Raw genomic sequence first — 26,238 nt, 5'->3', positions numbered from 1 at the left:
AGTATTTTAGATCCAGGCGCATTTTATTAGAGTATTTAGTTCGTTTCGTTACTAGTGTCTAATACTTCTTCTATGAATGCAGTTAGTTTGTGTTGAAACAGTTGAGTTGCAACGGTATAGGCTTTTGTGTGTCCTGCATCCGGCACAATCCAAAGTTGCTTATCTCCTCCTGCTGCTTCATATAGTTCATGCGCCATATCTGTTGGCACAAGTTCATCTTCTTCGCCATGAATGATGAATAATGGCCGTGTATTGTTTCTAACTTGTTCGACAGCAGATGCTTCTTTAAAAGTATAACCTGCTCGTATATTCGTAATCATACTTGTCACTTCTAATAGTGGAAAAGGCGGCAGGTTATATAAATGTTTTAGTTGATGACTTAATTCTTCATGGACGGTCGTATATCCACTATCTGCTATAATTCCTTTTACTTCAAGTGGTAAATCTTCACCACTTGCCATTAACACAAGTGCTGCCCCCATTGAATTTCCATGTAAAAAAATATGTTCCGAATCTTTTTGATTGACTAACATTTCTATCCAGTCTTGATAATCTTTTCGATCATGCCAACCGTAGCCAATATAATCTCCATCGCTTTCCCCATGGCCTCGTGCATCCGGTAGTAACACGTCAAATCCTTGATCATAATAAAATTTCACATATTCTCGCATATCTTCCTTTTGACCACGATAGCCGTGCGCTAAGATAACAACTTTCCCTGTATCTTCCTCATTTTCTAGGAAATCAGCCCGCAGCTTTAAATCATCGGAAGTCGTTCGTTCAACGCGTTCAAAAGACTGCTCGTTATACCATTGATTCGCTTGTTCAATTAACGCTTGATTCTCTTCCGTAGCAAAAACTTCTACAGCTTCATCACCACTATATAACTCAATTCTATCTCCACGCTTAATTCCTTCATTATAAAAATAATTTCCTGCAAAGACGAAGCCAAGCAATACAACTAATAAACCAATCACCACAATCCAAGCAAGTCTTTTTTTCACCCGACTCCCCTCCTTTTTTATTTAGTATCGAATAATTTCGGTAATAATGAAAAAAATAGATGTTCAGATAGCTTTTTTATATGGACTATTTACGGAAAATTAAAAGTAGATCGTAGGTGAAGCAAATGGATGCAAATTGGACCTCAATTATACCATTTTTAGTTGTCATTCCTATAGCGATGATGACAAAGCAAGTACTTCCTGGACTTATCATGGGATTGTTAGTTGGTGCTTACTTAGTTGATCCGACTATTATCGGCGGGTTACAAACAACACTCCATTATGTTGTCGAAGCACTTGTTGATGAAAACAATCTAAAAATTATTCTGTTTCTGTATGTTTTTTCTGGTCTAATCGGTATGATTAAAATGACTGGTGGAATTAAGGGATTTGTTGAAACAGCTTCAGAAAAAATCCAATCAAAAAAACAAGCATTATTTTTAACTTATGTATCTACCATTGGGACGTTCAGTTCACCGACCTTTCGATTTGTGACGATCGCACCAATTATGAAGGCATTATTGAAAAAAGTTAAAATGTCAACGAAGGAACTGGGGTTTGTAATCGAAACAACAGCAACACCAATTATTGTACTAATTCCAGTTGCAACTGCCTTTGTTGGTTACATGGTTTCTGTTATACAAGCGTCTACGAAAAATATTGGAGTCGAGACAGATCCATATAACTTATTTATTCAAAGTATCCCATTTAACTTTTTTGCTTTTGTAATTATAATTGTCGGGATTTATCTAAGCTTTTTCCACCCATCACATTCAGGTGGACCAACCCAGATGGATGATGAAGAAGAAAAGGATTGGCATGAATGCCACCCTGCAGTATCTAAAGATCTGCCTGATAAACCTTGGAATTTGATTGTTCCAATTATTTTGGTGATCTTTCTTACTTTATTTTTAACTTGGTGGGATGGGAATCAACAAGGGTTTGATTTTTTTGAAGCTTTTATCCAAGCAGATGTATTAGAAGCAATGGTAGTTGCTCTCCTATTTACAATGTTGATTTCAATGGTGTTTTTTTTATTGCAACGGTTTAAATTAAATCAATTAATTAGCAGTTTTATTACAGGTGGAAATGATTTGATGACAGTCATTGTGTTATTATCCATTGTTTGGGGGCTGTCCTCCGTCACGGATGACTTAGGATTTTCTAGTTTCGTTACGGCACATACGGGGTGGATTCCAAAAATGTTTATCGTACCGCTGTTATTTATATTTGGATCAGCCATCTCCTATTTTATTGGTTCAGCATGGGGAACGTGGGGAATTCTCATGCCACTTGGAATTTCAGTAGCAAGTGTGGCTGATGTTTCGTTGCCACTTGTAATCGGTGCTGTATTCGCTAGTGGTTCATTTGGTGCTTTTTCCTCTCCATTAAGTGATGATACCAACACACTTGCAAACATTTTAGATTTAACAACAATGGAATATGCTCGTTTTAAGTTTAAACCAGCGATCATTGCAGCATGTATAACAGCAGTGCTTTATACTGGGGTTACATTTATCATATAAGGAAAATGTCTCATGAAGGGGGGGTACCCATTATGAGACTTTTTTATTACATGGAATTCCCTTCATTTTAAAAATTTGTTATAATTTGTCAGTATTTGAAATAAAAAAGAGGGGAGCTTTTAAATTTTTTATTAACATTGAACAAGGAGGTACGACTGTGTTCCTAAAAAGAAAGTGGAATAATACTACCATCGGTGGAAAATATGGCATGATTTTCTCATTTATGGCCGTTATATTTTTTGCATCAATATTACTTACTTATTTCTTGCTTAACAAAACGAACGATACTATGGATGAGTCAATGACAACCAACGAAATTGCGATTGATTCATCAGAACTAGTTTCCTATTTTAACGAAAAATATATTCAAATCCCCGATTATTTAGTGGTGGAGAACGAAGAAAAATTGGCTTCATATATTCATTCAAGTAGGCAATTTGTCTCGACAGCAAAATCATTAAAACAAAAACTGGAAAATGAAGAGCAAGTACATTTATTTAATCAAATTATTGAAAATAATAATGAATTAGATCAGTATTTCTTTAGCACCATTGTGCCTAATGTAAAACAAATCAACACAGAACAATTTGCTGATTTGCAAGCATCCGCTAATGATCTTAAGGAACAAACTAAACAACTAGGCGAGGAGTTAAAAGTTTCCGCAACCGAATCCAATCAAGTTGCTTTGAACAATGCCCAGTCCAATATAACGAACACAATTTGGATTTTATTAATTGCCGGTATCCTTTCTATTGTCTTATCATTCCTACTACTTGTATTTGTTAGTAGAAAAATTAACAAAAGTCTCCATAATATTGTTGACACAAGTAATAAAATTGCCCACGGTGACCTACAAGTAGATAAACTAACAAATAATGGTAAGGATGAAATTGGACAACTCTCTCAATCTATTAATTATATGGGAGATAGCTTGCGAAACATGATAAATGAAATTTCAGATTTATCTAGTGAATTAGACCAGCAAAGTTATATTGTATCAAATGCAACCAATGAAGTGAAAACAGGTAGTCATCAAGTTGCATCTACAATCGAACAATTAGCGACAGGTACAAGTAATCAAGCAAATGAAGCAGCTACCATTTCCGAAAGCACAAAAGCTTTTGAACAAAAAGTAATAGAAGCTACCAAACATAGTGAAGAACTTGTTAATTTTTCCAATATTGTCGAAAACGTTACAGAAGATGGGAATAAACAAATGCAAAAATCCTTAACACAAATGAACTTAATTAGTGAGGCTGTAGAAACTTCTGTTAATAACGTAACCAACCTTACAGAAAAAACAAATTCTATTACCGAAATTGTTTCTGTCATTAAATCAATCGCTGAACAAACAAACCTACTTGCTTTAAATGCATCGATTGAAGCAGCTCGTGCCGGAGAGTCAGGAAAAGGATTTGCTGTTGTTGCCGATGAAGTGAGAAAACTAGCAGAAGAAGTTTCCAATTCGATCGAAAATATTACCGAAATTGTTTATAGTATTAAAGAAGAGACATCTACCATGTCACAAACGTTGAAAGCGGGATATGACGAAGTAACAAAGGGTGCCAATGAAATCCAATTAACGGATCAAGTCTTCGCTGACCTTAAGGCAAAAGTAGGTGACATGAGTGAACGGATTAATCAAATAGCGTCTACATTTGAATACATTAACCAATCAAGCCAAGATATCAATCAATCTGTAGAACATATTGCAGCCATCTCTGAACAATCTGCTGCAGGGACGGAAGAAATAACAGCATCGATACAAGAACAAAGTTCAGCTATAGATAACATTTCAACAAGTACACAAACAATGACTAAAATGGTTGATAATATGAATAACCTAATGAAAAAATTTCAAGTTTAAGGTAAATGAGGTGAAATGCCAATGCAATTTAACATAAGCAAGATTTTCGTTTTATCACTCGTGCTACTATTGCCTCTTGTTTTTGTTGGATGTACCAACTCATCCTCCCAACCTGACAAGGAAACAAAAACATCACAGGCAATAAAAAATACAAAACTTACAACTGGGGAAGAAAAACCTTATATTGGCTTTGTGCTAGACACACTAGAGGAAGAAAGGTGGTACAAAGACAAAGAACAATTTGAAGAAAAGGTAAATGAACTAGGTGGCAATGCAAAAACGCTAGCAGCAAATGGTAATGAAGAAATTCAATTAGCACAAGCTGAATTGTTAATTGAAGAAGGTGTTGATGTCTTAGTTGTCGTCCCATATAATGCAGACGCAGCTTCTGCTATCGTTGAAATGGCTCATGAGAATGATACTAAAGTTATCTCCTATGACCGTTTAATAACAAATGCAAACGTTGATTACTATATTTCATTTGATAATGAAAAAGTTGGGGAACTACAAGCAGCTGAAATTATTAAACATAAAGATGAAGGAAATTTCGCCTATGTTGGTGGTGCGGAAACGGATAACAATGCCGTCCTTGTTCGGAAAGGTGCCATGAATGTTCTACAGCCTTTGATTGATCAAGGAAAAATAAACCTTATTTACGACAATTTTACGGATGGATGGGATCCTCAACTAGCAGAAGACAATATCAGAAGTGTGTTAAATGAAGCTGGTGAACCAATTAATGCTGTTGTTACAGCCAATGATGGCATGGCAGGCGGTGTAATCAATGCGCTAACAGAGAGTGACTTAGCTGGAGATACACCAGTTTCAGGACAAGATGCATCATTACGTGCAATTCAAAGAGTTGTTGAAGGTACACAAACCATGACTGTATATAAACCAATAAATAAGTTAGCAAGTCGTGCAGCTGAAATCGCTATTCAAACTGCTAATCGTGAAACAGTAGCAACAGATACAACCATTGATAATGGTATGGTTGAAGTACCTACTATACTACTCGATCCAGTAACAGTAACAAGTGAAAATATTGATGACACAATCATAAAAGATAATTATTTAACAGAAGAAGAAATATACGAACAGTAACTCCTTCTTCCCCCCAAAAAAGAGGCTATTCTTCAAAAGAGTTTACCTACACAACTTGTAGGAAACTCTATCAAAGGATAGCCTCTGCTTTTATATTTTTAGTTTATTACTCGACGTACGTGATTATTAAATTTTGATTTCCAGTACCCACGAGACATGTCTGCAACCGCTAATCCCGTAGAGTTTTGTGATCCGATAAATTTGTTATCTCCTACGTATATACCGACATGACCATTTTTCTTATATGTATCAAAAAACACTAAATCCCCTGGCTTCATATCACTCACTGAAACCCGTTCACCTTGATTTTGTAAAACAGATGTGCTTGATCCAACAGAAACATCCGCTTGAGCAAATGCCCAATTTACAAAACCTGAGCAGTCAAATCCATTTGGCGTTCTTCCCGCCCAAGTATATGGTGTACCTAGATGAGGTTCTCCTGCTTCAATCACTTGTTCAATCTTTTTCGTTGTAGCATCTTTTTCTGCTTCTGCAGCATCTACTGTTGGAATGGCAAAGAAACTTAATCCGAGCATGAATGTAAATATAGCTAACCATTTTTTCCCTAACATCATCTCACCGAACCTTCCACTTTTTTACTAGATTGCAAGAATTTATGTAGTAATCTATTATGGAGTATACCATTTACCATTGAATAAACATATAATAGAAATATTACAATTGTATTTCAATTCTGTAATATAAGCATAAATCTGTCTTAAAATGTGTATAGTTGTAATTTGGACATGGTGAGAATTTTAATTATCTATTTGTTTAAATGGACAGTAAATAAAAAAATCAAGCAGTGGCATCTCCACTACTTGATAATGAATACTGGACAATTTGCTCGTTTGGCAACCTTGTGGCTGACACTTCCTAACACCATTTCTTGTAATGCATTTAATCCTCGACTACCGACTATTACAACGTCAAACTGATTTTTATTCACATACTCAACCACTGTTGGTCCTGGCTCACCGTTCAACACTTTCATTTTATAAGAAACATTTGCCTCTTTTACTTTTTTCTCTACTGTTGAGAATCTTTCTTCTAATGATGTTGTCACTTGATTCCAGTTATTTAATGTCTCTGATTTAACCTTTGTCATATCTTTTACGTAAATAATCTCAATTATGGGATTGTCACTAGTTTTAGCTAGTTGAATTGCATGATCAACCGTTCGAAGCGAATGGTCTGATCCATCTGTTGCTAACAAAATTTTATTATACATTTTTTAGTTTTCCTCCCTCGCTAATGAGAACTTAACTTGTTGCTCAGTTTTGCATTTAATTCCGAACTTGATTTATTTAAACCGACAACATAAACATTAACTTCTTGCTGTTCAAATTTTAGTACTAACTTATCCAATGCTGCCACAGCAGAATCATCCCATAGTCTGGCTTGGTTCAATTCAAAGATAACTTCTTTTGCACCTTCCACATCATAATCAAAATCATCAAGCAACTCCGTAACAGAAGCAAAGAACAATTCCCCTTTAAAGTAATAAACCATCCGATTTTCCTTCATTTCTTTTTTCACTTTTACGTTTGATATTTTGGCGACAAAAAAGATGGTACTTAAGAGAACACCAGTCAGTACACCTATTGCTAAGTTATGGGTGAATATAACGGTTAATACCGTGACGATCATGACAACATTGTCGGTAAATGGAATAATCCGTAATGTTCGAATCGATCCCCAATCAAACGTACCAATGGACACCATAATCATCACCCCTACAAGTGCGGCAACAGGAATTTGTGAAACAATATCACCCATGAATACGATAAGAAAAATTAACACTAATCCAGCCACAAATGAGGATAACCTACCTCTCCCCCCTGAACTTACATTAATAACAGATTGTCCAATCATCGCACAACCTGCCATTCCTCCAAAAAATCCAGTCACAATATTGGCAATCCCTTGGCCATTCGCTTCACGGTTTTTATTACTAGGTGTGTCTGTGTATTCATCAACAATACTTGCCGTTAGAAGCGATTCGACAAGCCCAACAATTGCTAACGCAAGCGAGTAAGGAAAAATAATCATCAACGTATCGATGCTAAATGGAACGGCAGGTATAAGAAATGGTGGAAAAGCCTTGGTAATTTGCCCCATGTCCCCAACTGTTTGAACATTTGTATTAGTGACTACAGCAACTACAGTAATTACCACAATTGCAATTAATGGGGAAGGTATTGTTTTTGTTAGAAATGGAAAAAGATATATAATCGCCAATGCACCTAATACCATGGCATACATCATCCAACCTGCCCCTGCAAAATGTTCTAATTGCGAGGTGAAAATCATAATCGCTAATGCATTCACAAAGCCAACCATTACAGATCTTGGTATGAATTTCATCAGTTTAGCTAACTTGGTAATACCAAAAACAATTTGTAAAAAACCTGTTAAAATAGTAGCAGCTAACAAATATTCTAGACCATGCTCAGCAACTAACTCAATCATAACTAATGCCATTGCCCCTGTCGCACCAGAGATCATACCAGGTCTACCACCAACAAAGGCAATCACAACAGAGATAATAAATGAAGCATATAACCCAACCATTGGGTCCACACCAGCGATGATGGAGAACGCAATAGCTTCAGGAATAAGTGCAAGTGCCACTACGATCCCTGACATTATGTCACCTTTGATATTACCAAACCATGCTTCTCTTGCTGTTAACGTATTCCGCATCGTCACTCATACTCCTTTATAAGATTCCATTCGTATTGTTACCCATATGAAGGAAAATCATGAAAGTAACTTAAAGTTCAAATGTCGAAACGGAAGTTAAATCCAATAACAAAAGGCACTCACTTATTCAAGTGAGTACCTTTCTCTGATCGATTACTACTATTTTATATCTTAAAACGATTTAATCGTATTCTTAATTCAGTTGCAAATTGAGCCGATTTTTCGATTGACGTCGTAATATCATGAATGGAAGATAACTGATCTTCTGAAGAAGCTGCAACTTCACGAATATAGTTAGATGATTCCATTGACTTCTCTAAATTATCATGAATGACGCGTTCAACATCTTTTACTTTGGTAAGAAGACTTTCAATTTCTAGGAATGTTTTATCAACTTGACTCGAAGATGCTTCCGACGTGTAATAGACAGTTTGCAAGCGCTCATTTACATCTTTTAGCCTTTCCATCCCTGAACCAAACTCGTTTGTACCCGACTCCATTTCAATTACCGCACTTGAAGTGTCCGTAAGAATCTCATTTACTAATAAAGAAATTTGTTTAGCTGAATGAGCGGATTGATTCGATAACTTTTTAACCTCATTTGCAACAACAGCGAACCCTTTGCCATGTTCACCAGACCTAGCAGCTTCAATCGATGCGTTTAATGCAAGTAAATTCGTCTGTTCGGTAATGCTTGTAATCATTTCAACAATGTTTCCAATTTCAGTTGAGCGATTACCTAATTTCTTTACCATCTCTGCTGACTGACGAACAGAAGCTTGTATCGTAGACATTTGTTTCATCAAAAGATTTAGTTCTTGATTAGCTTTCTGTACCTCTTCGTATGTATTATTTGTTTTTTCAGATACTAGCGATGAATGATCTTTAATTTCTGCTACATTTTGTGTGATTTCTTTCATCGAAGCTAAATTCTTCCTACTTCCTGTTTCTTGCTCTATCGATAACTCTGCTGAATTTTGAACATTTTTGGTAACAACATCCGATAAATGAACCATTTCATCAGCTCGTTCGGATAAGGATGAAATATTTTCAGAAACCACTTCTCCCTTTTGAAGAATACCACCTATTAAATCCTGTAGACTATCTAACAGGGAATTAAAATTGTGTGCAAGTTTTCCAACCTCATCTTTTCTGTTGATCGTTAACCTTTGTGTTAAATCTCCTTCATTATTCGCAAGTTCTTCCACTTTGTCATTTACTTCCTTAATTGGTTTTAAGGATCGATTATTGATAAGATAACTAATAATGGCACTAAGTCCTATAAAGACAATGGTGATTATAATAAAATAGCTAAATAAGGAGTTTGCATCAGCAAATGCTTCACTAGTGGGAACAGAAATCATGATACCCCAGTCCATTTCACTTGCTTTACTATAAAAAATTAAACTGTTTTCGTCATTAATGGTTGTTTCAATTGTTCCTGTTTCCCCATTCAAACTATCCTCAACTAATTGATTTAAATCGTTGTTTTCATAATCTGCAATTTTCTTTTGTAGTGTATCTTCTTGATGTTGACCAGCAACAATCGTACCGTCGTTTGTAAAAACCGTAACATAACCACTTTCCCCTAACGATATGTTTGAAATAATTTCGATAAGACTATCGATTTGATAACCACCGGAAGCAACCCCGACAACCTCTCCATCATATCCGTATACAGGTGATGAAGACAACACAATTGGCGCCCCATTTAAGCTTGGGGATTCTGAAGGAACTGGATCATATGTATTGGTACGTTCATTCATACCACCTTGATAATGTTCAAAATCTGTAACTGGAACCTTTGATCCATTCAAATATAAGAATCCATTAGCATCCATAAAACCGAATGCATCTGGGTTCTCCAGTTTCTGCGATATTCTCGTGCCTAAAGTGTCTGCTTTTTCTATATCACTTGCTTTTAATTCATCCGCTTCAGCAATATATTCCATTGTTTCTTTTTTGCCATTGACCCATATATCAATATTTGCCTTGACCGATTCGAGTTGATTGTACGCTTGATCTTCAAATCGATCATAAAGAAATTCTTTTGCTTTCATATAACCAAAAGCCGAGATGCTGATCATAGAGATGGTTATTAACACGCTTATTATGAATGTGTTCTTAACAGCTAATTTCAAGGTGTAGCGCTCCTTTTCAATGTTAATATTTCTTTACTACTAAAGGACAATCCATTTATTCTTTAAAGCTGTTAAGACAATATTTGTTCGGTCAGGGACAGCCAGCTTTTTCATAATGCCACTAATATAGTTTTTCACCGTTTTTTCAGATATAAATAGAAAATTTGCGATCTGTACATTTTTAAAACCTTTAGCTAGTAGTTCGATCACTTCCCATTCTCTCTCCGAAAATACGCCAACAGGTTTTTCAGGTTCAGTCTTGTGCGCATAATAACCTAATAGAATTTGTGATAGAGATTGGTGGATATAGGTGCCTCCATTCAATATAGACGTTATAGCACCAACTAACTCCTCTTTATCCATTCCGTTATAAAAATAACCAGCTAATCTTAACTTAAATAGAACTGGTAATTCCGGATGGTTCCTATTAGCTGTCCATAAAATAATGCTCTTTTTCTTGTTTTTATAGTAATCTACTAAAGGTCGTACATTTATTTCCGTGTCTATATCAATAATAATTACATCAGCAACATTTGGTTCGTGTAATAATTCTTCATAGTTATTCGATCCATAAGTCGTGATATTATGATTTTTATAACTTTCTTGAAGTATTCTAACGATCCCCTCTCTTAGTAGGGAGGGTTCTTTAACAACTGATATTTTCAATATTTTCCACCTCTTTTTTAAAAGAATCCACTCTATCTTTAAATCTAATCAGAAATCAGCACAGAACTACTCATATTTTCGTATGCCTCCTTAAGATTTAATAGACAATACTTTCGAAACATCTCACTACATATAAAGTGAAACTTCACTCAGTGGGGGTTTTTGCTCTTTCTCCACTGAGTGTTAGTTGAACCATTCGGGGTGTAACCGTCCGTTTCACTCCCACTTAGACATCTCCGTTTCCTATCATGTTTTGAAGTGGGAGTATTACGGACGGTTACACCGGGATAAAATCATACATAATGTCATGTTTTAACGTTGAATAGACTTTTCTAGTTTTTTATCCTCCGATGAAAATTGCAACTTTTCTATAGAAATATAGTTTGCAATTTCTCTTTCAAAATATTCAACAGTACCAAATAACACAGTCAAATTTTTCTCACTTGAATTTAAATAGAATTTGATGTAAATGTCATTTTCACTTGAAGTTTCTGTCATTCAGTAGTATTTCTAGAGATCTTTTTCTATTAACTCTATTTCTACGGCATTTGGAACAATTCATAAAAATATTCCCTTTTTCATAGAAATCACTAATACTCTTTCGTTCATTACATTTATAACAAACTTGTTCTTTAATAATAGCCATTACTAAATCACAACCTCACATTTGTATTACAATTAACACTCTCTATTATTCAAATTTTTCTTTCCATAAAAAATAGCCCACCTAAAGAAATAGTGGACTTTACTTAATGGTTACCAGATTAGTATGAATCGTATACACAATATGTTTGGTAACCGGCTATCATAATCCTAATACTAAGACTTTAGACCCGTGGCTTTGCGTCCTTATTTTTCAATAAGTTTGCCCTTATCAGTTATTTAATAAAATTGTAAAACCATTGTAATATAGAGTGAAGTGAAATTCTATCACCATTTATTCCCTATTTTTAGTAGGAGTCTGTTCCTATAAAGTGAAACTTCATTCAGTGAGGTTATTGCTCTTCCATCACTGAGTGTTAGTTAAACCAATCGTATGAAAGAAAAAAGTTAACTCCCACTTAAACATCCCCTTTTCCTATTTGAAGTGGGAGTTTTACGTCGGTTGCGTGAGGGATAAAGTTTAAACTTCCATAAGTAGGGTACTCCATCCCCATGTTAAAGCAGTCATCTAATTTAATTATTGATAATTTATGATTAACCTCTCCTATGTGGAATCATAGTTTATTGCTTATACTTCTTGTTTTTCAAGGTTACTTGGTTCAATCATATAAGTAGGGTATTCAGTCAAATCGATTTCTTGATCATTTGCTATCATTTTTACCACAGGTCTATGTAAGTGTTTATTTAATTGCGTAACAATTGCAGGATATTTATCAATCAACACTTTTGTTCCTGGGGGATAGGTAGCAACCGACAAACTAAAAGCATTCACAACTCTGTGCGAGTATGTTCGGTCTGAAGTTGCCATAATAGCTTCCATTGCTTCATGTGGTGGAAGATTTTGCTTAGTAATGAAATTATCGTATTTATTTGCTGCCCCACAAATTTGCGCGAATTCCAGAAACTCATTGTTTTTAATTTGTCTTGGAACCCCCTCCCCATTTATTGTTTCGTGGTGTTGATACGCAATATGAGCAGATACAAGACTAAATTGATGAATCTCACGCAGGAAGTTAAAACCTACTTCAGAATGTTTATCTTGATCATCTGTTAACGCTTTACCAATATCATGCAATAATGAACCAATAGCCAACTCTTTCATATTAAAATCGTTGTACCCTAATCTTTTGCCCGTTAATAAAGATAGGAGTGTAACGTTAACTGCATGCGCAAAGGGCTGTAACTCGTTTGTGACCGTTCCAGACGGGATAAGCACTAATGTTGGACGAAACTTAACCTCATCCAGTAGTCTAGTTGCAATTTGAAAAATACTTCTTACATCTAGTTTACCTTTAGTTTTAACTTGTTCATAGAATGACTTCATTACATCAATTGTATCTTTCCATGTTGGCATGTCCAACATATCTTCAATACTAATCCCTTTTGATACCTCATCTTCAATAAACAAATATTTTATCCCCATCGCTTCCAACTTTGGGGTAATTTTTGGATCAATCGTTCTGCCAGCTGCAAGTAAGATACGCTTTTTGGAATCATAGATCGGTTTTACTAATGTCATACTTTTATAATCATATTCTGATATCTCAATTAATCTCATATATCCTGCCCCTTTTTATAGGATAGTTTGTATACAAACATTTCCAAATGACCGATCAAAATAAAGTCGGACACTGCTGTAACAAACATGTTTATTAGATTAGCAAATGTGTTCTTTTTAATGAAAGGTTCCTACTAAATATAAACATAAGCTAATATAAATTCCTATCACCTTTCACTCCTATTTTTTGTTGGACAAAATTAATAATGTCTTTGTTTAAATTTGGATAAAATATGTTAATATCCTATAATCGTTCTATATACATAAAACATGATGACAAAAACAGTAAAGGAGAAAATGAAGATGACAACTAAAAATGAGTTATCACCTGAACAACGCGAAGAACTACTCGGAGTTTTGAAATCCAGATTTGAGAAAAATATGCACCGCCATGAAGCAATTGAATGGTCTAACGTACAAGCAAAGCTGGAAGGTCATGCTGAAAAACTGTGGTCACTAAATGAAATGGAAACGACTGGCGGTGAACCAGATGTTGTGGAATATGATGAAACGACAGACGAATACATTTTTTATGATTGTTCAGCGGAAAGTCCTAAAGGGCGTAGAAGTGTTTGCTACGATCGTGAAGGACTAGAGTCAAGAAAAAAACATAAACCAGAAAATAATGCCCTTGATATGGCTAATGACATGGGGATTGAACTTTTAACGGAAGAACAATATCGTAAGTTACAGAAACTCGAAACAGTTGATAAAAAAACGTCTAGTTGGATACAAACACCCGCTGATATTAGAGAACTCGGCGGTGCTCTTTTTTGTGATTATCGCTACGGGCATGTCTTCGTTTATCACAATGGTGCGTCCTCTTATTATGGAGTTAGGGGGTTCCGTGGCTCGCTAAAAGTTTAACATTGAATAAAATGAAGGGCTATCTCAAGTTGCAGTAGAGCACACACATTGAGATATGCCCTATTTTTATAGACATCATCCACTATTCACTAACGACGAGTGAAATTCATTATCTCCAATGTTTTTGAACTATGAATCCCCCCCTAATTCCTCTATGAAGTGTTTACACCCTTTTATTTTCACAAATTAAAAAACCGACATTTTCAAAAAACACAGCCTAAACACACTGTATCTCTTAAAAATGTCGGTTTACCATCAACTACCTAGACGTTTTTTATTGATCTCCCTATGTGATTAACTTTTTAATTGTTTCTCATAGTTATTTTGCAGGCGAAAGATCATTACACGTTCACCATTATTTGTGCTTATATCAGTATGAAAGTTTTTTACTTCCTGATTTGTAAGATCGAAAATAATTTCCTTTAGTTTATCTATACCTGATTCTACTAAGTCTGACCTCGTTCTTTTTACTGTTAGCATACCGTCTTTTGTTTCACAAAGTGCATACTCGGCAGGCGTGAGGACACCCCGTAATGTTACGACAATCATATCTCGTACTATATCAGTCTTAACATTCACCGATCCACGTCCAAGAAAATCTTTTTCCCATTGTGTTAATGCTTTGCTTATTTCTGATTCTAATAATCCTTTTGATTTTTGCATTACTTCTCCCCCTTTACATACTGAGACCCATTCCTAGCTCCCCTTTTCATCATCTATTCTTAATGCTTAATGATGATAAACCTTAATTAATAAAAAAAATCAGTATACCTCCCACTAGTACCATTCTAGTCAAGAAATATACCGATTTATCCCGGTGCAACTTGTCCGTAAGACTCCAACTTCAAACATCAAATAAGACGGAGATGTTTAAGTGGGAGTTAACTTTCTTTTTCACCCCAATTGGATCAAAGGCCTGCGGGTCTCTCCTTGTGGTACTAACACTGAGTGATGACAGAACAACCAACGACTCAGTGAAGTTTCACTTCTTCTCACTAAATGAACTTTTTCATATAGTCAATCATTTCATTATTAACTATATGTTAAAGTACCGTTAAATGAGAATTAGAATAAACATTTATCGGTTATTTAGTTCCAACATTCAATTTACCTTTAAACTTTCAAAAAGTCAAGCAAACAATGACTTCCTTCCGACTATCTGGTGATGTTGTATATAACTCAATCTTTTGCAACTACAACTCAATAAAAACTTTATCATCATAAAACGAAGATAAAGTTAGAAAACAGATGTAAGGCCTTTAGAAAGTTCTGTTAATTTGGAATTTTACGTATTATTTGTACAAAAATGATGAAATTTGTCGTTTGAGTAATACCTAAAAAAAGATATAGAATGTAACATAGTTTATTATTATTTTTTATTAGTTTAGCCAAAATAAAATAGAGTTTTAAGACAACTAAGGAAATTGCTACTGAAAAAAATAGTAGCAAAACAAAACTTAAGGAGTGTTATACAACATGTTTAACTTTAAATGGAAGAAATTATGGGTAATAACTGGTTTATCTTTATCTCTTGTAGTAGCTGGTTGTGGACAAGAGGACCCTAACGATGCAAATGCAAGTGAAGATGATGGACAGACGGAAACCACTACAACAAATGTTAGTGAAAAAATGGAATATACAATTACAGGTATAGATCCTGGTGCTGGACAAACAGAGACGAATGAGAAGGCTTTAGCTGAGTATGAAAGTCTTGCTGGTTGGGAACAAGAAGTTTCTTCATCTGGTGCCATGTTAACTGCTTTAGATGGTGCTATTAATAACGAGGATCCGATTATTGTTGCAGCATGGTCCCCCCACTATATGTTTGCGAAATGGGATATAAAGTATTTAGAAGATCCTAAAGGTGTCTTTGGTGAGGAGGAAAAAATTAAAACAGTCGTAAGAAATGGCTTAAAGGACGACATGCCTAATGCGTATACGATTCTTGATCGATTATACTGGGAACTATCAGTATTGGAAGAAGCATTGCTTACAGCTCAAGAAGAGAATGACATTGAACAAGTAGCCCAACAGTGGGTGGATGAAAATTCAGAAACAGTTGCAGAATGGACAGAAGGGGTAGAATCTGTTGAAGGTACTTCAATAGAAATCATTTTAACTCCTTGGGAAGCAGAAACTTTTACAACCAATGTAGCTAAAATTGTATTGGAGCAACAAGGTTTCAATGTTACGCTTACACCAGTTGATCCGTCTGTTATGTTTGAGTCAATAGCTACAGGTGATGCCGATGCTTCTCTATCCCCATGGATACCCGCAACACATGGTGCTTTATATGAAGAGTATGAAGGTCAATTTGAAGATTTAGGAGCGAACTTAGAAGGGGCCAAGATTGGGTTAGCTGTACCATCCTATATGGACATTGATTCCATTGAAGATCTTGAACCTGCAGAATAAGTTGATATAATAATGAAACAATATGCTCCCCATTCAGTATTTAGATACTTGATGGGGAGCGTTTATTATATCTAAGAAATCGATAAATTTTTAGCAATAGTTAATCAAGCAGATGAATTTCATCGTTTACATGAATATCACCTGTTTTAATCACAGAAGCATAAACACCAAAGTTATTTTTTCTTTCTTTTATTACCGTTTTATGTAAACTTTTGTCTCGCTGTGCATTATCAGGATCAACGGTAATAATCATACAACGTTTACAATGGCCGACTAATTCAATTTCTACTTCATTTCCTATTTTTAATCGTTTGCCAATCCAATCTTCTTCGATAAACGGTATTTTTTCTTTTAATGAAATAATGAAATTAGGTCGAAATCGCCTAGAATTAACCTCATTTTCTTCCCACAATTCTTCCAATTTAGCTAATGAAGCATCCGTTACAAGTAGAATATGTTCGACTGCAATTGGCCCGATAGGTACGTGGGATGGGGAGTATTCAATTGTTGAAATTTTCCTTTCTGATTTGTCTTCCAACTCTTTAATTAATGCCTCATCCTCCCAATCAAAAACCTTTCCCTCAGGTGTTATAACTTCCACGTTTGGATACTTCTCCATCGATTCTTCTCCAACAAACTTTGCTTTGTATCGAACCATTTCTTGAAATTGAGTGATCTGCAGGAATTTTCCTTCTCTTGTTTCATCAACATACGCATGACTACGATCGCCATATAAACCATAATCCATGATTTTAGATTGTGGGACACTTTCACCAGTAAGGGATTTTACTGGATGACGAACAATCTCCTTCATATGACCAACTAACATTACATTCCCTCCTATAAAAATTTCACCTACTATAAGCTTAACAAAATGTGGGACATGGGGACAGGTTCATTGTCCAGTAGTGACGCTTAATATCAAACTTGTCCCTTTGTCCTAGTTCAAATACTCCGGATATAGCGAGCGTTATTTTATCATAATAAGATTGTGAAAAAATAAAGGAGGATTTGTATGCAACAAGATAAACAAACGAAAGACAACTCTATAATGAAACCAGCATTTGCTGGAACGAATCCACAAAAGGTGAAAAAAGAAATTCAAAAAGATGTTAGCGAAGGACAAGGTGCAATGACTTCCCGTGAAGCAGGGGCAATGAACGATTGAAATGGTAAATTAAAACCAGGGCATGGAGCATTGTCCCAGCATATAGTATAGTGGGACAGTGTCCTGTCCCACTATTTGTATACCAATTCAAACCTTTCACAGACAACTGGAATTTTAGAATCAAAAATTTTGTTGATCGTTTCAAATTCTTTTTTAAAGAATGATTCATGAACCGCCCGCCAATAATTTAATGTACGGTCACCTTCTCCTTCCAAATACGCGTGTTCTGCTGTCACTTCATCGAAAGAAACGATTTCTACTGAGGTTGTCACTGCAATTGCAACAGCTCCTCCGTCCCCATCGAGAATAATATTATGAAGACCAACGTACGGTAATTCCTCATTTTCCAATTCATATATTGTATAATTTGAGGATGTCGCTGTTTTCGTTCCCTCTAATACTAACTTTGCAAGCTCATCAGCCATTTCTTTTGAATCACCAAATGCCCATGCTTCATATTGTTGCGGTGCATTTGGATGAAATTTTCGATATTCCTCCCACATTTTGGTGACGGAATCATTTTTCATTTAAATCAACCTACTTTCATTTTATTGTTCTGACTGATCAAAACCTTAAGCTTTTATCCAATTGGTAATGGGTTTGGATAGTTTACAGTCCTTAACCTACTCCTACTTTGATTTCTTTTTAAATAGTGGGGGAATATCTGATTCGAATCGTAGTAATTTTCCAGTTATCGGATGATAAAATGCTAACACACTAGCATGCAAGCCAAGTCTTCTAATTGTGTTAACCTTTGAACCGTATTTTTTATCACCAACAATTGGATGACCGATATCTGTCATATGTACGCGAATTTGTTTTTTTCTGCCCGTCTCTAGATGAACTTGTAATAAAGAAAACTGGTTGTTCGATTGCATCACGTTATAGTGGGTAACGGCCCGCTGTCCGTCATTCGGCTTTGGACTAGAATACATTTTAAAGGTCTTGCTTTCTTTTAACCATGAGGTAATTGTACCTTCAGACTTTTTCACGACCCCTTCAACCAGTGCTACATAAGTCCGCTCCGCCACCATGTCCTTCCACGCCTGTTGTAATTTTTGCTTTACCTTCTCATTTTTTGCAAACATCATGACACCCGATGTATCTCGGTCTAACCGATGGACAATAAAGATTCTGTTGTTTGGGTTCACTTTTCGAACATAAGCCATTAATTGTTTGTAAGCTGTTCGGGATCTCTCTTTTGGGGAAGCCATCGATAACAGACCTGCATCCTTTTCGACTACTATAACCGCATCATCTTCATACAATAGTTTCATTCCATCAAACGATGCTGCTTTTGCTACTTTGTTTTTTAAAATGGAAACAGTATCATTAGGCTGAAGCTGAAAGTTGTGCTGTGTTATTTCCCTGTCATTAACATTTACTTGTCCTCGAGCAAGAATCGATTTAACTGTATTGCGGCTGCGGTTGGACATCTTCTCTATTAAAAAAGGTAACAGTTGAACTGGTTGCTTGACTTCATATTGTTCAACATTCTTATTTTTTTGTTTCATCTGTAACCGTAACCTCCGTTTCTTAAGATGGTTGTTCCTCATTTTTCTTCATTAATTATAGCATTACTTACTTAGCATCCATTATTACGCTTGGTTTTAGTTTTCCCTATTACGGCTTATCCCGTCTAATTCAAGATACACCACACACTTTCCAATCACAACATATTAGTATGGAGTGGTAATTTTTTACAGAAAAGATAATACAAAGGAAGTGTTACGTAGGAATTTCTACAATATATAAACTGCTAAAATTAAAAAAAATATTATATAATTAACTTAGGTCAATTGGGAAAGGGGACGAAAAATTTGAACAATTACGAAGCTGCATATGTTGCTGGGATAATTGATGGAGAAGGGTCTATCACATTGACAAGGATGCATGAGGGGGAATACAGAAGACCGTGCATAAGCATAGCATCAACTGATAAAGAACTACTTGTTTATCTCCAAAGTATTGTAGGAGGCACCTTAAATAATAAAAAGAACTATAAACCTGATCAACATAAAGATTCATATACATTATCCATTAAACGTAAACATGAAGTTTTTTATGTACTAAAAATGGTATCTCCATTTTTACGAATTGAAAAGAAAAAAAGACGAGCTATGTTTATATTGGACAATTACAATGTTGTAACCCCAAGAAATGGCAAGTACAATCAGGAACAACTTGAAAACAAGTTATCTTTTGAAGAAAAGTTTTTCCTTATTTAGGTAAAGAAAGTAAAAAAGACAATAAAAAAACCACCAACATATGTATTGGTGGAGACGGTGGGACGTGCTATTCCATGCTTTCGACATGGCACTGACTATATCTTGAACCTTGTAGTAATATCAGGTCCTTCGGCGTATTATGCGAAATGTAGTTTTTACCCTTTGGGTAGGATTTCGCATCCTAGTACTTCCAATTATTTGGAAGCCTATAAGTCGATACACAGCTGTTGGATTACTCCACATACTGCTCGGTATTGCCATATCACATTTATGTGACTTAGGTTTCACCGATCAAGCCGAATGTTCACTTATGTGTTACCACATAAGGCGACTAATTACTAATCGAACCCACGTCCAGAGGTATCGGCACTCAAGCGTCTACGAGCGTAGTTGGTATATTTGCGGATTCGCTATCTTTTCTGCCTACCAACTGGCGTCCAAGTAGCTAGCCTGATTAATCTCTTCTGTCGTTCCCCAGGCGGAGGAAGACAGCGTAGCCCACTTCATTTGAGACCCTTCGATCTACCACATGGGCGATGGTAGGAAGGATCGCTTTAGGCTACTTACGCAGCTGCTAAAGCAGGTTGATTGTTTTCGTTGCCAGTTATTATTGGCGTGTAACGTTTTACGAGACGTAACCTCGACCCGCAACTTGAGCTCGACCTACCCCTGTCGAATCCGTAACGTCCCCATGATATAAGGGCACAACACGGAAAAACAAGAGTAAAGCACTCTTGAATATTTAGTTGTTGTGTTTCGCTGACAAATACAATTATAACAAATACAACATTAATTTCAAGTCATAACGACTGGTAATGTTTACCGCATATTTTCTTTTATCGCACGATCCATATCACGTTTCGCTTGCTTGCGTTTTAAGTCTTCACGCTTATCGTGTTTCTTCTTCCCTTTACCTAAGCCAATCAAAATTTTTGCCACGCCATTCTTAATGTACATTTTTAATGGCACTAAAGCATAACCTTTTTGTTGTGTTTCACCAATCAATTTATCAATTTCTTTACGATGAAGCAATAATTTTCTTGGTCGCGTTGGCTCATGATTAAATCGATTCCCTTGTTCATATGGCGAGATGTGCATGTTATATAAAAATGCTTCTCCCCTCTCAAGCTTAGCAAAACTATCTTTCATATTCACACGGCCTGCACGAATGGATTTGATTTCTGTCCCTTTTAAAACAAGGCCAGCTTCGAATGTTTCTTCAATTGTAAAGTCATGACTTGCTTTACGATTTTGTGCAATAGCATTCCCTTTACCCTTTGGCATATTCGCTTCCTCCTATTGTTCCGTGAGATTTATTTTATCAAATTTATAGCTTGATTCCAATCGAAAGCTAAAAGAATCTACCTTTTTACGGAAGACGTCGGTTTGCATATGACAAAACAGACTAATTCACAATTTTTTTGCTATCAAATGTGTAAAAATAGACATGTATATATCGATTATGAGAAGATACGACCGAATGAAATCGAAAGGGGCAATCAAACGTGAGCCAAGAATTACTACAAATGCGACAACTTACGATGAATGATTTAGATAGTGTTCAAGCAATGCAAACCAATATAGAAGATGATTACATATTGCGTATTTTTTCTAAACTCGTCCAGTCAAAAACAAATATATTATATGGTCTATTTAACGAGAACCATATAGTAGCAATGGCTGGTTATACATTATACCCAGGTGGTTATGCGATGTTGGGAAGGTTAAGGAGTGACATGCGCTATCACTCAAAAGGCCATGCTACCGAAATTTTGTCATACGTAAAAAATAAATTAGAACAAGATCCATCAATAAAATGGATTGGTGCTAATACGAATTTCAATAATAAACCAGCTCGTCGAGTTTTAGAGAAAATTGGTTTCACACAACTAACGAAGCTTCATAGCATTCCAGTAAAAAACAAACCACTTCTATCAGGTACACCTGGTGAAGTTTGGACAAAAGTAACTACAATTCAAGAAAAACGACAATGGCTTGAAACGATAAAAGAAAATGCACTAGGTAATGTGTATCCATTTGAATGCTTTTACCCATTTCCTTTTACACAATCATTACTACCCGATCAACATTTACATGAATCAGCCTTTTATCAAAATCCTACAAACGATCGCTTTCTAATAATTAGAAATGACCAAAAAGGTGATTGGTTTGCCCAAGTGAAATACTTTTGGAATGATCACTTTAAACAACCAGGTTTTTGGGAAACGGTTTACCAGTATATCGAGGAAGACCCTATTGAAGACTTAACACCTTGGCTCGACTTTTCTGAACAGGGCTATGCCAATATCCCTAATATCGAGGCGTTTGATGATCAAGATGCATGGGTGTTATATGGGAAGTGGACGGAGCACGAATAGCGGAAACACGATCCGGTTCATCCTTTAAAGCGGGCTCTTATTCCGCTTTTCTCATTCACTTATAACCTCAGTACACATACGTTCCGTAACAAGCCATTACATAAATCAAAAGCTACCACCCAGGAAGCTCCACAACAGTAAAGGTCAGTCCCAACTCTAGCGTAAGGACTGACCTATTTGGTTATTTTTTCTTCTTTTTCTTCCCTTTTTTCTTTTTATCTTTATCTTTTCCTTTTCCTTTAATGCTTGATTTAGATTTTTTCTCACCATTAGTGCTGCTATTCGCACGTTTTGCCTTGATTACTTTAGGACGACTTGCTGTACCTTTAGGTTTTCTTGGTTTCATTCCGACAATCTCGAAGTCAACGACGCGTTCATCTAGATTGACATTGGTTACTTTCACCGTTATTTCGTCACCAATACGGAAAATATTACCTGTTCGCTCGCCTATCATCGCATAGGCACGTTCATCAAAATGGTAGTAGTCATCGGTTAAATAACTTACGTGCACAAGCCCCTCGACTGTATTAGGCAATTCGACAAACAATCCAAAATTGGTTACAGAGCTGATGACACCATCATATTCCTCACCTATTTTATCTTGCATGTATTCCGCTTTTTTCAAATCATCTGTTTCACGTTCAGCATCAACTGCTGCGCGCTCTTTTTCAGATGAGTGCTTGGCAATCTCTGGTAATTTATCTTTCCAATGTCTTCGCGTCTGTTCATCAAGCTGATTATTGATTAAGTACGTTCGAATCAAGCGATGGACAATTAAGTCAGGATACCTTCTGATTGGCGATGTGAAATGCGTATAGAATTCAGTTGCCAATCCGAAGTGGCCAATGCTTTGCGGATCATATTTTGCTTGCTTCATGGAGCGTAGCATCAGCTTTGAAATAATCATTTCCTCTTGCTCGCCCTGTACTTCATCTAATACTTTTTGCAATGCTTGCGGGTGGATTTCGTTACTTGTCCCTTTTACAACATAACCAAGTGTAGCGATGAACTCGAAAAATGTTTGAAGTTTATCTTCACTCGGATCCTCGTGAATACGGTGAATAAATGGAACATCCATCCAGTGGAAATGTTCTGCTACCGTTTCATTGGCAGCAAGCATAAATTCTTCGATTAAACGTTCTGCAACAGAACGCTCACGAAGAACAACATCAACCGCTGCACCTTCATTATCCACTAATACTTGTGCTTCTTTAAAATCAAAGTCAATTGCACCGCGACCAAAACGTTTTTTACGCAAAACCGCAGCTAACTCTTCCATATCTTGAAACATTGGTACATGTTCTTTATAACGTTCCATTAATGCTTCATCTTTATCAACTAGGATTTTGTTCACATCATGATACGTCATACGCTCATTTGTGTTAATAACGCTTTGGAAAATTTCATGATTCACGACTTCCCCTTGCGCGTTAATTTCCATTTCACAACCAAGCGTCAGGCGATCAACTTGTGGATTTAAGGAACAAATCCCATTTGACAGGCGGTGAGGAATCATTGGAATCACTCGATCGACTAAATAAACACTGGTTCCTCGATCAAATGCCTCTTTATCAATTGGAGAATTTTCTTCGACATAGTAGGTTACATCGGCAATGTACACACCTAATTTGTAATTGCCATTGTCCAATTTTTTCACTGTTACCGCATCATCTAAGTCCTTAGCATCAGCACCATCAATCGTCACAATTGTTTCATCACGTAAGTCACGACGATTGGTAATTTCATCTTCATGAATTTTGTCAGGTGCTTCGGCTGCATGTTGAAGTACTTCTTCAGGAAAATCGACTGCAATGCCATGCTTGTAAATAATCGAAATAATATCCATCCCTGGATCATTTTTGTGCCCAAGAATTTGTACGACTTCCCCTTCCGCACTCATCCGTTGTTCAGGATATTTCGTAATTTTAACGATTACTTTATGTCCATCCACCGCACCATTGGCTGCGTTTTTAGGGATAAAGATATCATTTGGAATACGTTTATCATCAGCAATGACAAAACCGAATGCACCATTATCATCATACGTTCCGATAATTTCTGACACAGCACGTTCGAGAATGCGGATCACAACCCCTTCAGGACGTTTCCCTTGTGCATCTCGCCCTTCAATTCGAACCAGTACCTTGTCATTGTTCATGGCTGACTGTAGGTCTGCATGGTTAATATAGACATCATCTTGCCCTTCATCATCTGGAATTAAAAAGGCAAACCCTTTCGCATGCATTTGGATTTTTCCTCGAACTAAATTCATACGTTCTGGTGGACCATAGCGATTTTTTCGAGTTCGGACCAATTCACCGGCATCTTCTAGTTCATTTAATAATTTCATAAGTATTTTAAATTGGTCAGAATCTTGTAGATCCAAAATTTCTTCTATTTCTTGCACAGATAACGGCCTTGAAGCATTATCTCTAAAATAGTCAAGTATCGTTTGCTTCATTTCTTGATCGTTCAAATGCTCACCTTCTTTCTTTTAAATAAGAGTATGTGACCAGCCAGTAGTAACCCTTTAGATTTAACGGAGAACCGAAAGTGATTAACTGTCTGCAATATCCGATTCATTTACTTACCATTATTCAGAAGGATGCCCTCTCTTATTAATGGAAAGTTTCCGTTTTTTATCAGTATGGTCATAAAATTCTATTCCTATTATGGCTTAAGACCAATCTAATGATTCCAAGAAATTGTAAATATCTTCATGTAATTGATCTTTTTGTTTGTCAAAGGTAATTAAATGTCCTGATTCTTCATACCATTTAATATCCTTTTGGTCTGCTTCCACATTGTCGTATATATATGTAGCGCTGTCTGTATTAATCATTTGGTCTTTTCGTGCTTGAACAACAAATGTTGGTGCATAAATGTGATCAACGTGTTCCTTCACATCAGTGATTAAGCCACCTAGCCGTTGGAAAAGCGGTTTAGATTCTTCTAACAATTGATTCACTTCAGTTTCAATCGTTGCTTCATCTTTTTTCTCTAATTGTTTATATTCTTTAGCAAATGCTTTAAATCCTTTTGTTAATTGGGTTTCGTTATCAAAAAACATCGGTGCACACATTGGGATCGCTGCTTTGATCGGTTCAGAGTATGCTAATTTTAAGGATAACACTCCACCTAATGATAAACCAGCAACAGCAATTTCTTTGTGCCCAATACTTCTAAGATGCTGCAGCCCTTCTTGAACATCTTCCCACCACTGCTCTGGAGTAGCTTGTACCAATTCTTCTGGCGGTTTTCCATGTCCTCGGTAAATAGGTGCGTGACAGGTATACCCTTGTTTTTGTAAATATCGTCCTAACATGCGTACATCTGCCGAATGCCCAGTAAACCCATGTAATAATAAAACTGCGCGTTTTCCCCCTTCAAATGTGAAGGGTTCTGGTTGTTTCACTTTCATGATGAATTTTCATCCCCTTTTATATACTTTCTAAGCATTATCTTTATCCATCCTATCAAAGTTATCCACTACTTACACAAACATTAGCTTGCCTAATGTAAAAAAAGAGACTGTTACCAAAAATGCCACGCTTGGTACAGCCTCTCTTTATTGTTTATTCATTTTGATTTATTCTTAAATGACATAGCCAACTAAAAAGGTTAAAACGAAAAGCAGTACACCTGTTACAACGGTTGCACGATGTAGAACGGCATCGATACCACGTGCTTTTTGTTTACCGAATAGTTGTTCAGCCCCACCAGAAATCGCTCCAGATAAACCTGCGCTTTTCCCTGACTGTAATAATACTAAAACAATTAGAGCAATTGCATCAATAACTAATAACGTAATCGCAACTCCATACATGTTGCGTACACCTCCTAAAAACGCACGAATACATATTCATAATTTAGCACATTTAGACTTGATTTAGCAAGTACAAATTGGCAAGCGTTTACCTTTTATCCTGCATGTAACAGGCAGTCCC

22 protein-coding genes, 1 other RNA gene, 1 pseudogene and 1 riboswitch are annotated in these 26,238 nt (G+C 36.2%); of the genes and pseudogenes, 8 read left to right on the top strand and 16 right to left on the bottom strand.

The features are described 5' to 3' along the window. Positions 1 to 35: 35 nt before the first annotated feature. A complete protein-coding gene (locus tag FCI53_RS10140; RefSeq protein ID WP_138418440.1) occupies positions 36 to 1,004 on the bottom strand; it encodes an alpha/beta hydrolase in 969 nt (322 codons plus the stop codon). A gap of 125 nt (positions 1,005 to 1,129) precedes the next feature. Here FCI53_RS10140 and FCI53_RS10135 point away from each other — a divergent pair, with 125 nt between their 5' ends. The 3 genes from FCI53_RS10135 (at position 1,130) to FCI53_RS10125 (ending at position 5,501) form a co-directional block, all read left to right on the top strand. Continuing rightward, a complete protein-coding gene (locus FCI53_RS10135; RefSeq protein WP_138418438.1) occupies positions 1,130 to 2,530 on the top strand; it encodes a Na+/H+ antiporter NhaC family protein in 1,401 nt (466 codons plus the stop codon). A 157-nt stretch (positions 2,531 to 2,687) separates the two neighbouring features. Next, positions 2,688 to 4,397, top strand: a complete 1,710-nt coding sequence (locus FCI53_RS10130; RefSeq protein ID WP_246050076.1) for a methyl-accepting chemotaxis protein — start codon at positions 2,688 to 2,690, stop codon at positions 4,395 to 4,397. A gap of 21 nt (positions 4,398 to 4,418) precedes the next feature. Continuing rightward, positions 4,419 to 5,501: a sugar ABC transporter substrate-binding protein gene (locus FCI53_RS10125; protein ID WP_138418436.1), complete on the top strand. Its 1,083-nt coding sequence runs from the start codon at positions 4,419 to 4,421 to the stop codon at positions 5,499 to 5,501. A gap of 98 nt (positions 5,502 to 5,599) precedes the next feature. On the opposite strand, the pseudogene FCI53_RS10120 reads toward FCI53_RS10125, so the two are convergent. From FCI53_RS10120 to FCI53_RS10095, 6 genes and pseudogenes are all read right to left on the bottom strand, one after another. After that, a pseudogene (locus tag FCI53_RS10120) lies at positions 5,600 to 5,950 on the bottom strand (C40 family peptidase); the annotation flags it as partial. A 368-nt stretch (positions 5,951 to 6,318) separates the two neighbouring features. Beyond that, positions 6,319 to 6,732, bottom strand: coding sequence for a universal stress protein (locus tag FCI53_RS10115; protein WP_138418432.1), 414 nt, complete (start codon positions 6,730 to 6,732; stop codon positions 6,319 to 6,321). 20 nt (positions 6,733 to 6,752) lie between these two features. Then, positions 6,753 to 8,207, bottom strand: coding sequence for a SulP family inorganic anion transporter (locus tag FCI53_RS10110; RefSeq protein ID WP_138418430.1), 1,455 nt, complete (start codon positions 8,205 to 8,207; stop codon positions 6,753 to 6,755). A gap of 164 nt (positions 8,208 to 8,371) precedes the next feature. Next, complete coding sequence (locus FCI53_RS10105) at positions 8,372 to 10,348, bottom strand: methyl-accepting chemotaxis protein (protein ID WP_138418428.1); 1,977 nt, start codon at positions 10,346 to 10,348, stop codon at positions 8,372 to 8,374. Positions 10,349 to 10,387: 39 nt separating this feature from the next. Continuing rightward, a complete protein-coding gene (locus tag FCI53_RS10100; protein ID WP_138418426.1) occupies positions 10,388 to 11,014 on the bottom strand; it encodes a response regulator transcription factor in 627 nt (208 codons plus the stop codon). A gap of 790 nt (positions 11,015 to 11,804) precedes the next feature. Continuing rightward, positions 11,805 to 11,894, bottom strand: a riboswitch (cyclic di-GMP riboswitch). 351 nt (positions 11,895 to 12,245) lie between these two features. Continuing rightward, complete coding sequence (locus FCI53_RS10095; protein ID WP_138418424.1) at positions 12,246 to 13,235, bottom strand: HD-GYP domain-containing protein; 990 nt, start codon at positions 13,233 to 13,235, stop codon at positions 12,246 to 12,248. Between the two features lie 297 nt (positions 13,236 to 13,532). On the opposite strand from FCI53_RS10095, the gene FCI53_RS10090 reads away from it, so the two are divergent. After that, the gene (locus tag FCI53_RS10090; protein WP_425457170.1) at positions 13,533 to 14,102 is read left to right on the top strand and encodes a DUF4256 domain-containing protein; all 570 of its coding nucleotides are present in this window, start codon (positions 13,533 to 13,535) and stop codon (positions 14,100 to 14,102) included. A gap of 294 nt (positions 14,103 to 14,396) precedes the next feature. Here FCI53_RS10090 and FCI53_RS10085 read toward each other — a convergent pair whose 3' ends face one another. Continuing rightward, complete coding sequence (locus FCI53_RS10085) at positions 14,397 to 14,765, bottom strand: Na-translocating system protein MpsC family protein (protein ID WP_138418420.1); 369 nt, start codon at positions 14,763 to 14,765, stop codon at positions 14,397 to 14,399. 813 nt (positions 14,766 to 15,578) lie between these two features. Here FCI53_RS10085 and FCI53_RS10080 point away from each other — a divergent pair. Further along, on the top strand, positions 15,579 to 16,517 hold the full coding sequence (locus FCI53_RS10080; RefSeq protein ID WP_138418418.1) for a glycine betaine ABC transporter substrate-binding protein: 939 nt from the start codon (positions 15,579 to 15,581) through the stop codon (positions 16,515 to 16,517). 100 nt (positions 16,518 to 16,617) lie between these two features. Here FCI53_RS10080 and FCI53_RS10075 read toward each other — a convergent pair whose 3' ends face one another. Further along, positions 16,618 to 17,346 (bottom strand): MOSC domain-containing protein, encoded by a 729-nt coding sequence (locus FCI53_RS10075; protein ID WP_138418416.1) that lies wholly within the window; start codon positions 17,344 to 17,346, stop codon positions 16,618 to 16,620. Between the two features lie 186 nt (positions 17,347 to 17,532). Here FCI53_RS10075 and FCI53_RS21430 point away from each other — a divergent pair, with 186 nt between their 5' ends. Next, complete coding sequence (locus tag FCI53_RS21430) at positions 17,533 to 17,685, top strand: hypothetical protein (RefSeq protein WP_171038134.1); 153 nt, start codon at positions 17,533 to 17,535, stop codon at positions 17,683 to 17,685. Between the two features lie 71 nt (positions 17,686 to 17,756). Here FCI53_RS21430 and FCI53_RS10070 read toward each other — a convergent pair whose 3' ends face one another. Both FCI53_RS10070 and FCI53_RS10065 read right to left on the bottom strand, forming a co-directional pair. Continuing rightward, entirely contained in the window at positions 17,757 to 18,212 is a 456-nt protein-coding gene (locus tag FCI53_RS10070; RefSeq protein WP_138418414.1) for an ASCH domain-containing protein, read from the bottom strand. Between the two features lie 102 nt (positions 18,213 to 18,314). After that, positions 18,315 to 19,199, bottom strand: coding sequence for an RluA family pseudouridine synthase (locus FCI53_RS10065; protein ID WP_246050075.1), 885 nt, complete (start codon positions 19,197 to 19,199; stop codon positions 18,315 to 18,317). 306 nt (positions 19,200 to 19,505) lie between these two features. Here FCI53_RS10065 and FCI53_RS10060 point away from each other — a divergent pair, with 306 nt between their 5' ends. Then, positions 19,506 to 19,913 carry an LAGLIDADG family homing endonuclease gene (locus FCI53_RS10060; RefSeq protein ID WP_138418410.1) on the top strand — a complete coding sequence of 136 codons (408 nt, stop codon included), beginning with the start codon at positions 19,506 to 19,508 and terminating at the stop codon, positions 19,911 to 19,913. A gap of 339 nt (positions 19,914 to 20,252) precedes the next feature. Here FCI53_RS10060 and ssrA read toward each other — a convergent pair. Both ssrA and smpB read right to left on the bottom strand, forming a co-directional pair. Further along, positions 20,253 to 20,596, bottom strand: a transfer-messenger RNA (tmRNA) gene (gene ssrA / locus FCI53_RS10055). 136 nt (positions 20,597 to 20,732) lie between these two features. After that, complete coding sequence (smpB, locus tag FCI53_RS10050) at positions 20,733 to 21,197, bottom strand: SsrA-binding protein SmpB (protein ID WP_138418408.1); 465 nt, start codon at positions 21,195 to 21,197, stop codon at positions 20,733 to 20,735. Between the two features lie 221 nt (positions 21,198 to 21,418). On the opposite strand from smpB, the gene FCI53_RS10045 reads away from it, so the two are divergent. Further along, positions 21,419 to 22,291: a GNAT family N-acetyltransferase gene (locus tag FCI53_RS10045; protein ID WP_138418406.1), complete on the top strand. Its 873-nt coding sequence runs from the start codon at positions 21,419 to 21,421 to the stop codon at positions 22,289 to 22,291. Between the two features lie 181 nt (positions 22,292 to 22,472). Here FCI53_RS10045 and rnr read toward each other — a convergent pair whose 3' ends face one another. From rnr to secG, 3 genes are all read right to left on the bottom strand, one after another. Next, positions 22,473 to 24,752 (bottom strand): ribonuclease R, encoded by a 2,280-nt coding sequence (gene rnr, locus FCI53_RS10040; RefSeq protein ID WP_138418581.1) that lies wholly within the window; start codon positions 24,750 to 24,752, stop codon positions 22,473 to 22,475. Between the two features lie 216 nt (positions 24,753 to 24,968). Further along, positions 24,969 to 25,712, bottom strand: a complete 744-nt coding sequence (locus tag FCI53_RS10035; protein WP_138418404.1) for an alpha/beta hydrolase — start codon at positions 25,710 to 25,712, stop codon at positions 24,969 to 24,971. A 174-nt stretch (positions 25,713 to 25,886) separates the two neighbouring features. Then, the gene (secG, locus tag FCI53_RS10030; RefSeq protein ID WP_138418401.1) at positions 25,887 to 26,117 is read right to left on the bottom strand and encodes a preprotein translocase subunit SecG; all 231 of its coding nucleotides are present in this window, start codon (positions 26,115 to 26,117) and stop codon (positions 25,887 to 25,889) included. Between the last annotated feature and the right edge of the window lie 121 nt (positions 26,118 to 26,238).

Origin of the sequence: Aquibacillus sediminis (assembly GCF_005870085.1) — a bacterium.
Lineage (GTDB): Bacteria > Bacillota > Bacilli > Bacillales > Amphibacillaceae > Aquibacillus_E > Aquibacillus_E sediminis.
Note: the sequence above shows the minus strand (reverse complement) of the source record. Positions and strands in the feature narration are given on the sequence as shown.

Excerpts from the sequence above, each read along its gene's own strand:
- rnr (WP_138418581.1), bottom strand. The coding sequence starts at position 24,752 with ATGAAGCAAACGATACTTGACTATTTTAGAGATAATGCTTCAAGGCCG.
- FCI53_RS10095 (WP_138418424.1), bottom strand. The coding sequence starts at position 13,235 with ATGAGATTAATTGAGATATCAGAATATGATTATAAAAGTATGACATTA.
- FCI53_RS10065 (WP_246050075.1), bottom strand. The coding sequence starts at position 19,199 with ATGAAACAAAAAAATAAGAATGTTGAACAATATGAAGTCAAGCAACCA.
- FCI53_RS10035 (WP_138418404.1), bottom strand. The coding sequence starts at position 25,712 with ATGAAAGTGAAACAACCAGAACCCTTCACATTTGAAGGGGGAAAACGC.
- FCI53_RS10070 (WP_138418414.1), bottom strand. The coding sequence starts at position 18,212 with ATGAAAAATGATTCCGTCACCAAAATGTGGGAGGAATATCGAAAATTT.
- FCI53_RS10110 (WP_138418430.1), bottom strand. The coding sequence starts at position 8,207 with ATGCGGAATACGTTAACAGCAAGAGAAGCATGGTTTGGTAATATCAAA.
- FCI53_RS10115 (WP_138418432.1), bottom strand. The coding sequence starts at position 6,732 with ATGTATAATAAAATTTTGTTAGCAACAGATGGATCAGACCATTCGCTT.
- FCI53_RS10075 (WP_138418416.1), bottom strand. The coding sequence starts at position 17,346 with ATGTTAGTTGGTCATATGAAGGAGATTGTTCGTCATCCAGTAAAATCC.
- FCI53_RS21430 (WP_171038134.1), top strand. The coding sequence starts at position 17,533 with ATGCAACAAGATAAACAAACGAAAGACAACTCTATAATGAAACCAGCA.
- secG (WP_138418401.1), bottom strand. The coding sequence starts at position 26,117 with ATGTATGGAGTTGCGATTACGTTATTAGTTATTGATGCAATTGCTCTA.
- FCI53_RS10125 (WP_138418436.1), top strand. The coding sequence starts at position 4,419 with ATGCAATTTAACATAAGCAAGATTTTCGTTTTATCACTCGTGCTACTA.
- FCI53_RS10085 (WP_138418420.1), bottom strand. The coding sequence starts at position 14,765 with ATGCAAAAATCAAAAGGATTATTAGAATCAGAAATAAGCAAAGCATTA.
- FCI53_RS10135 (WP_138418438.1), top strand. The coding sequence starts at position 1,130 with ATGGATGCAAATTGGACCTCAATTATACCATTTTTAGTTGTCATTCCT.
- FCI53_RS10080 (WP_138418418.1), top strand. The coding sequence starts at position 15,579 with ATGTTTAACTTTAAATGGAAGAAATTATGGGTAATAACTGGTTTATCT.
- FCI53_RS10090 (WP_425457170.1), top strand. The coding sequence starts at position 13,533 with ATGAAGATGACAACTAAAAATGAGTTATCACCTGAACAACGCGAAGAA.
- smpB (WP_138418408.1), bottom strand. The coding sequence starts at position 21,197 with ATGCCAAAGGGTAAAGGGAATGCTATTGCACAAAATCGTAAAGCAAGT.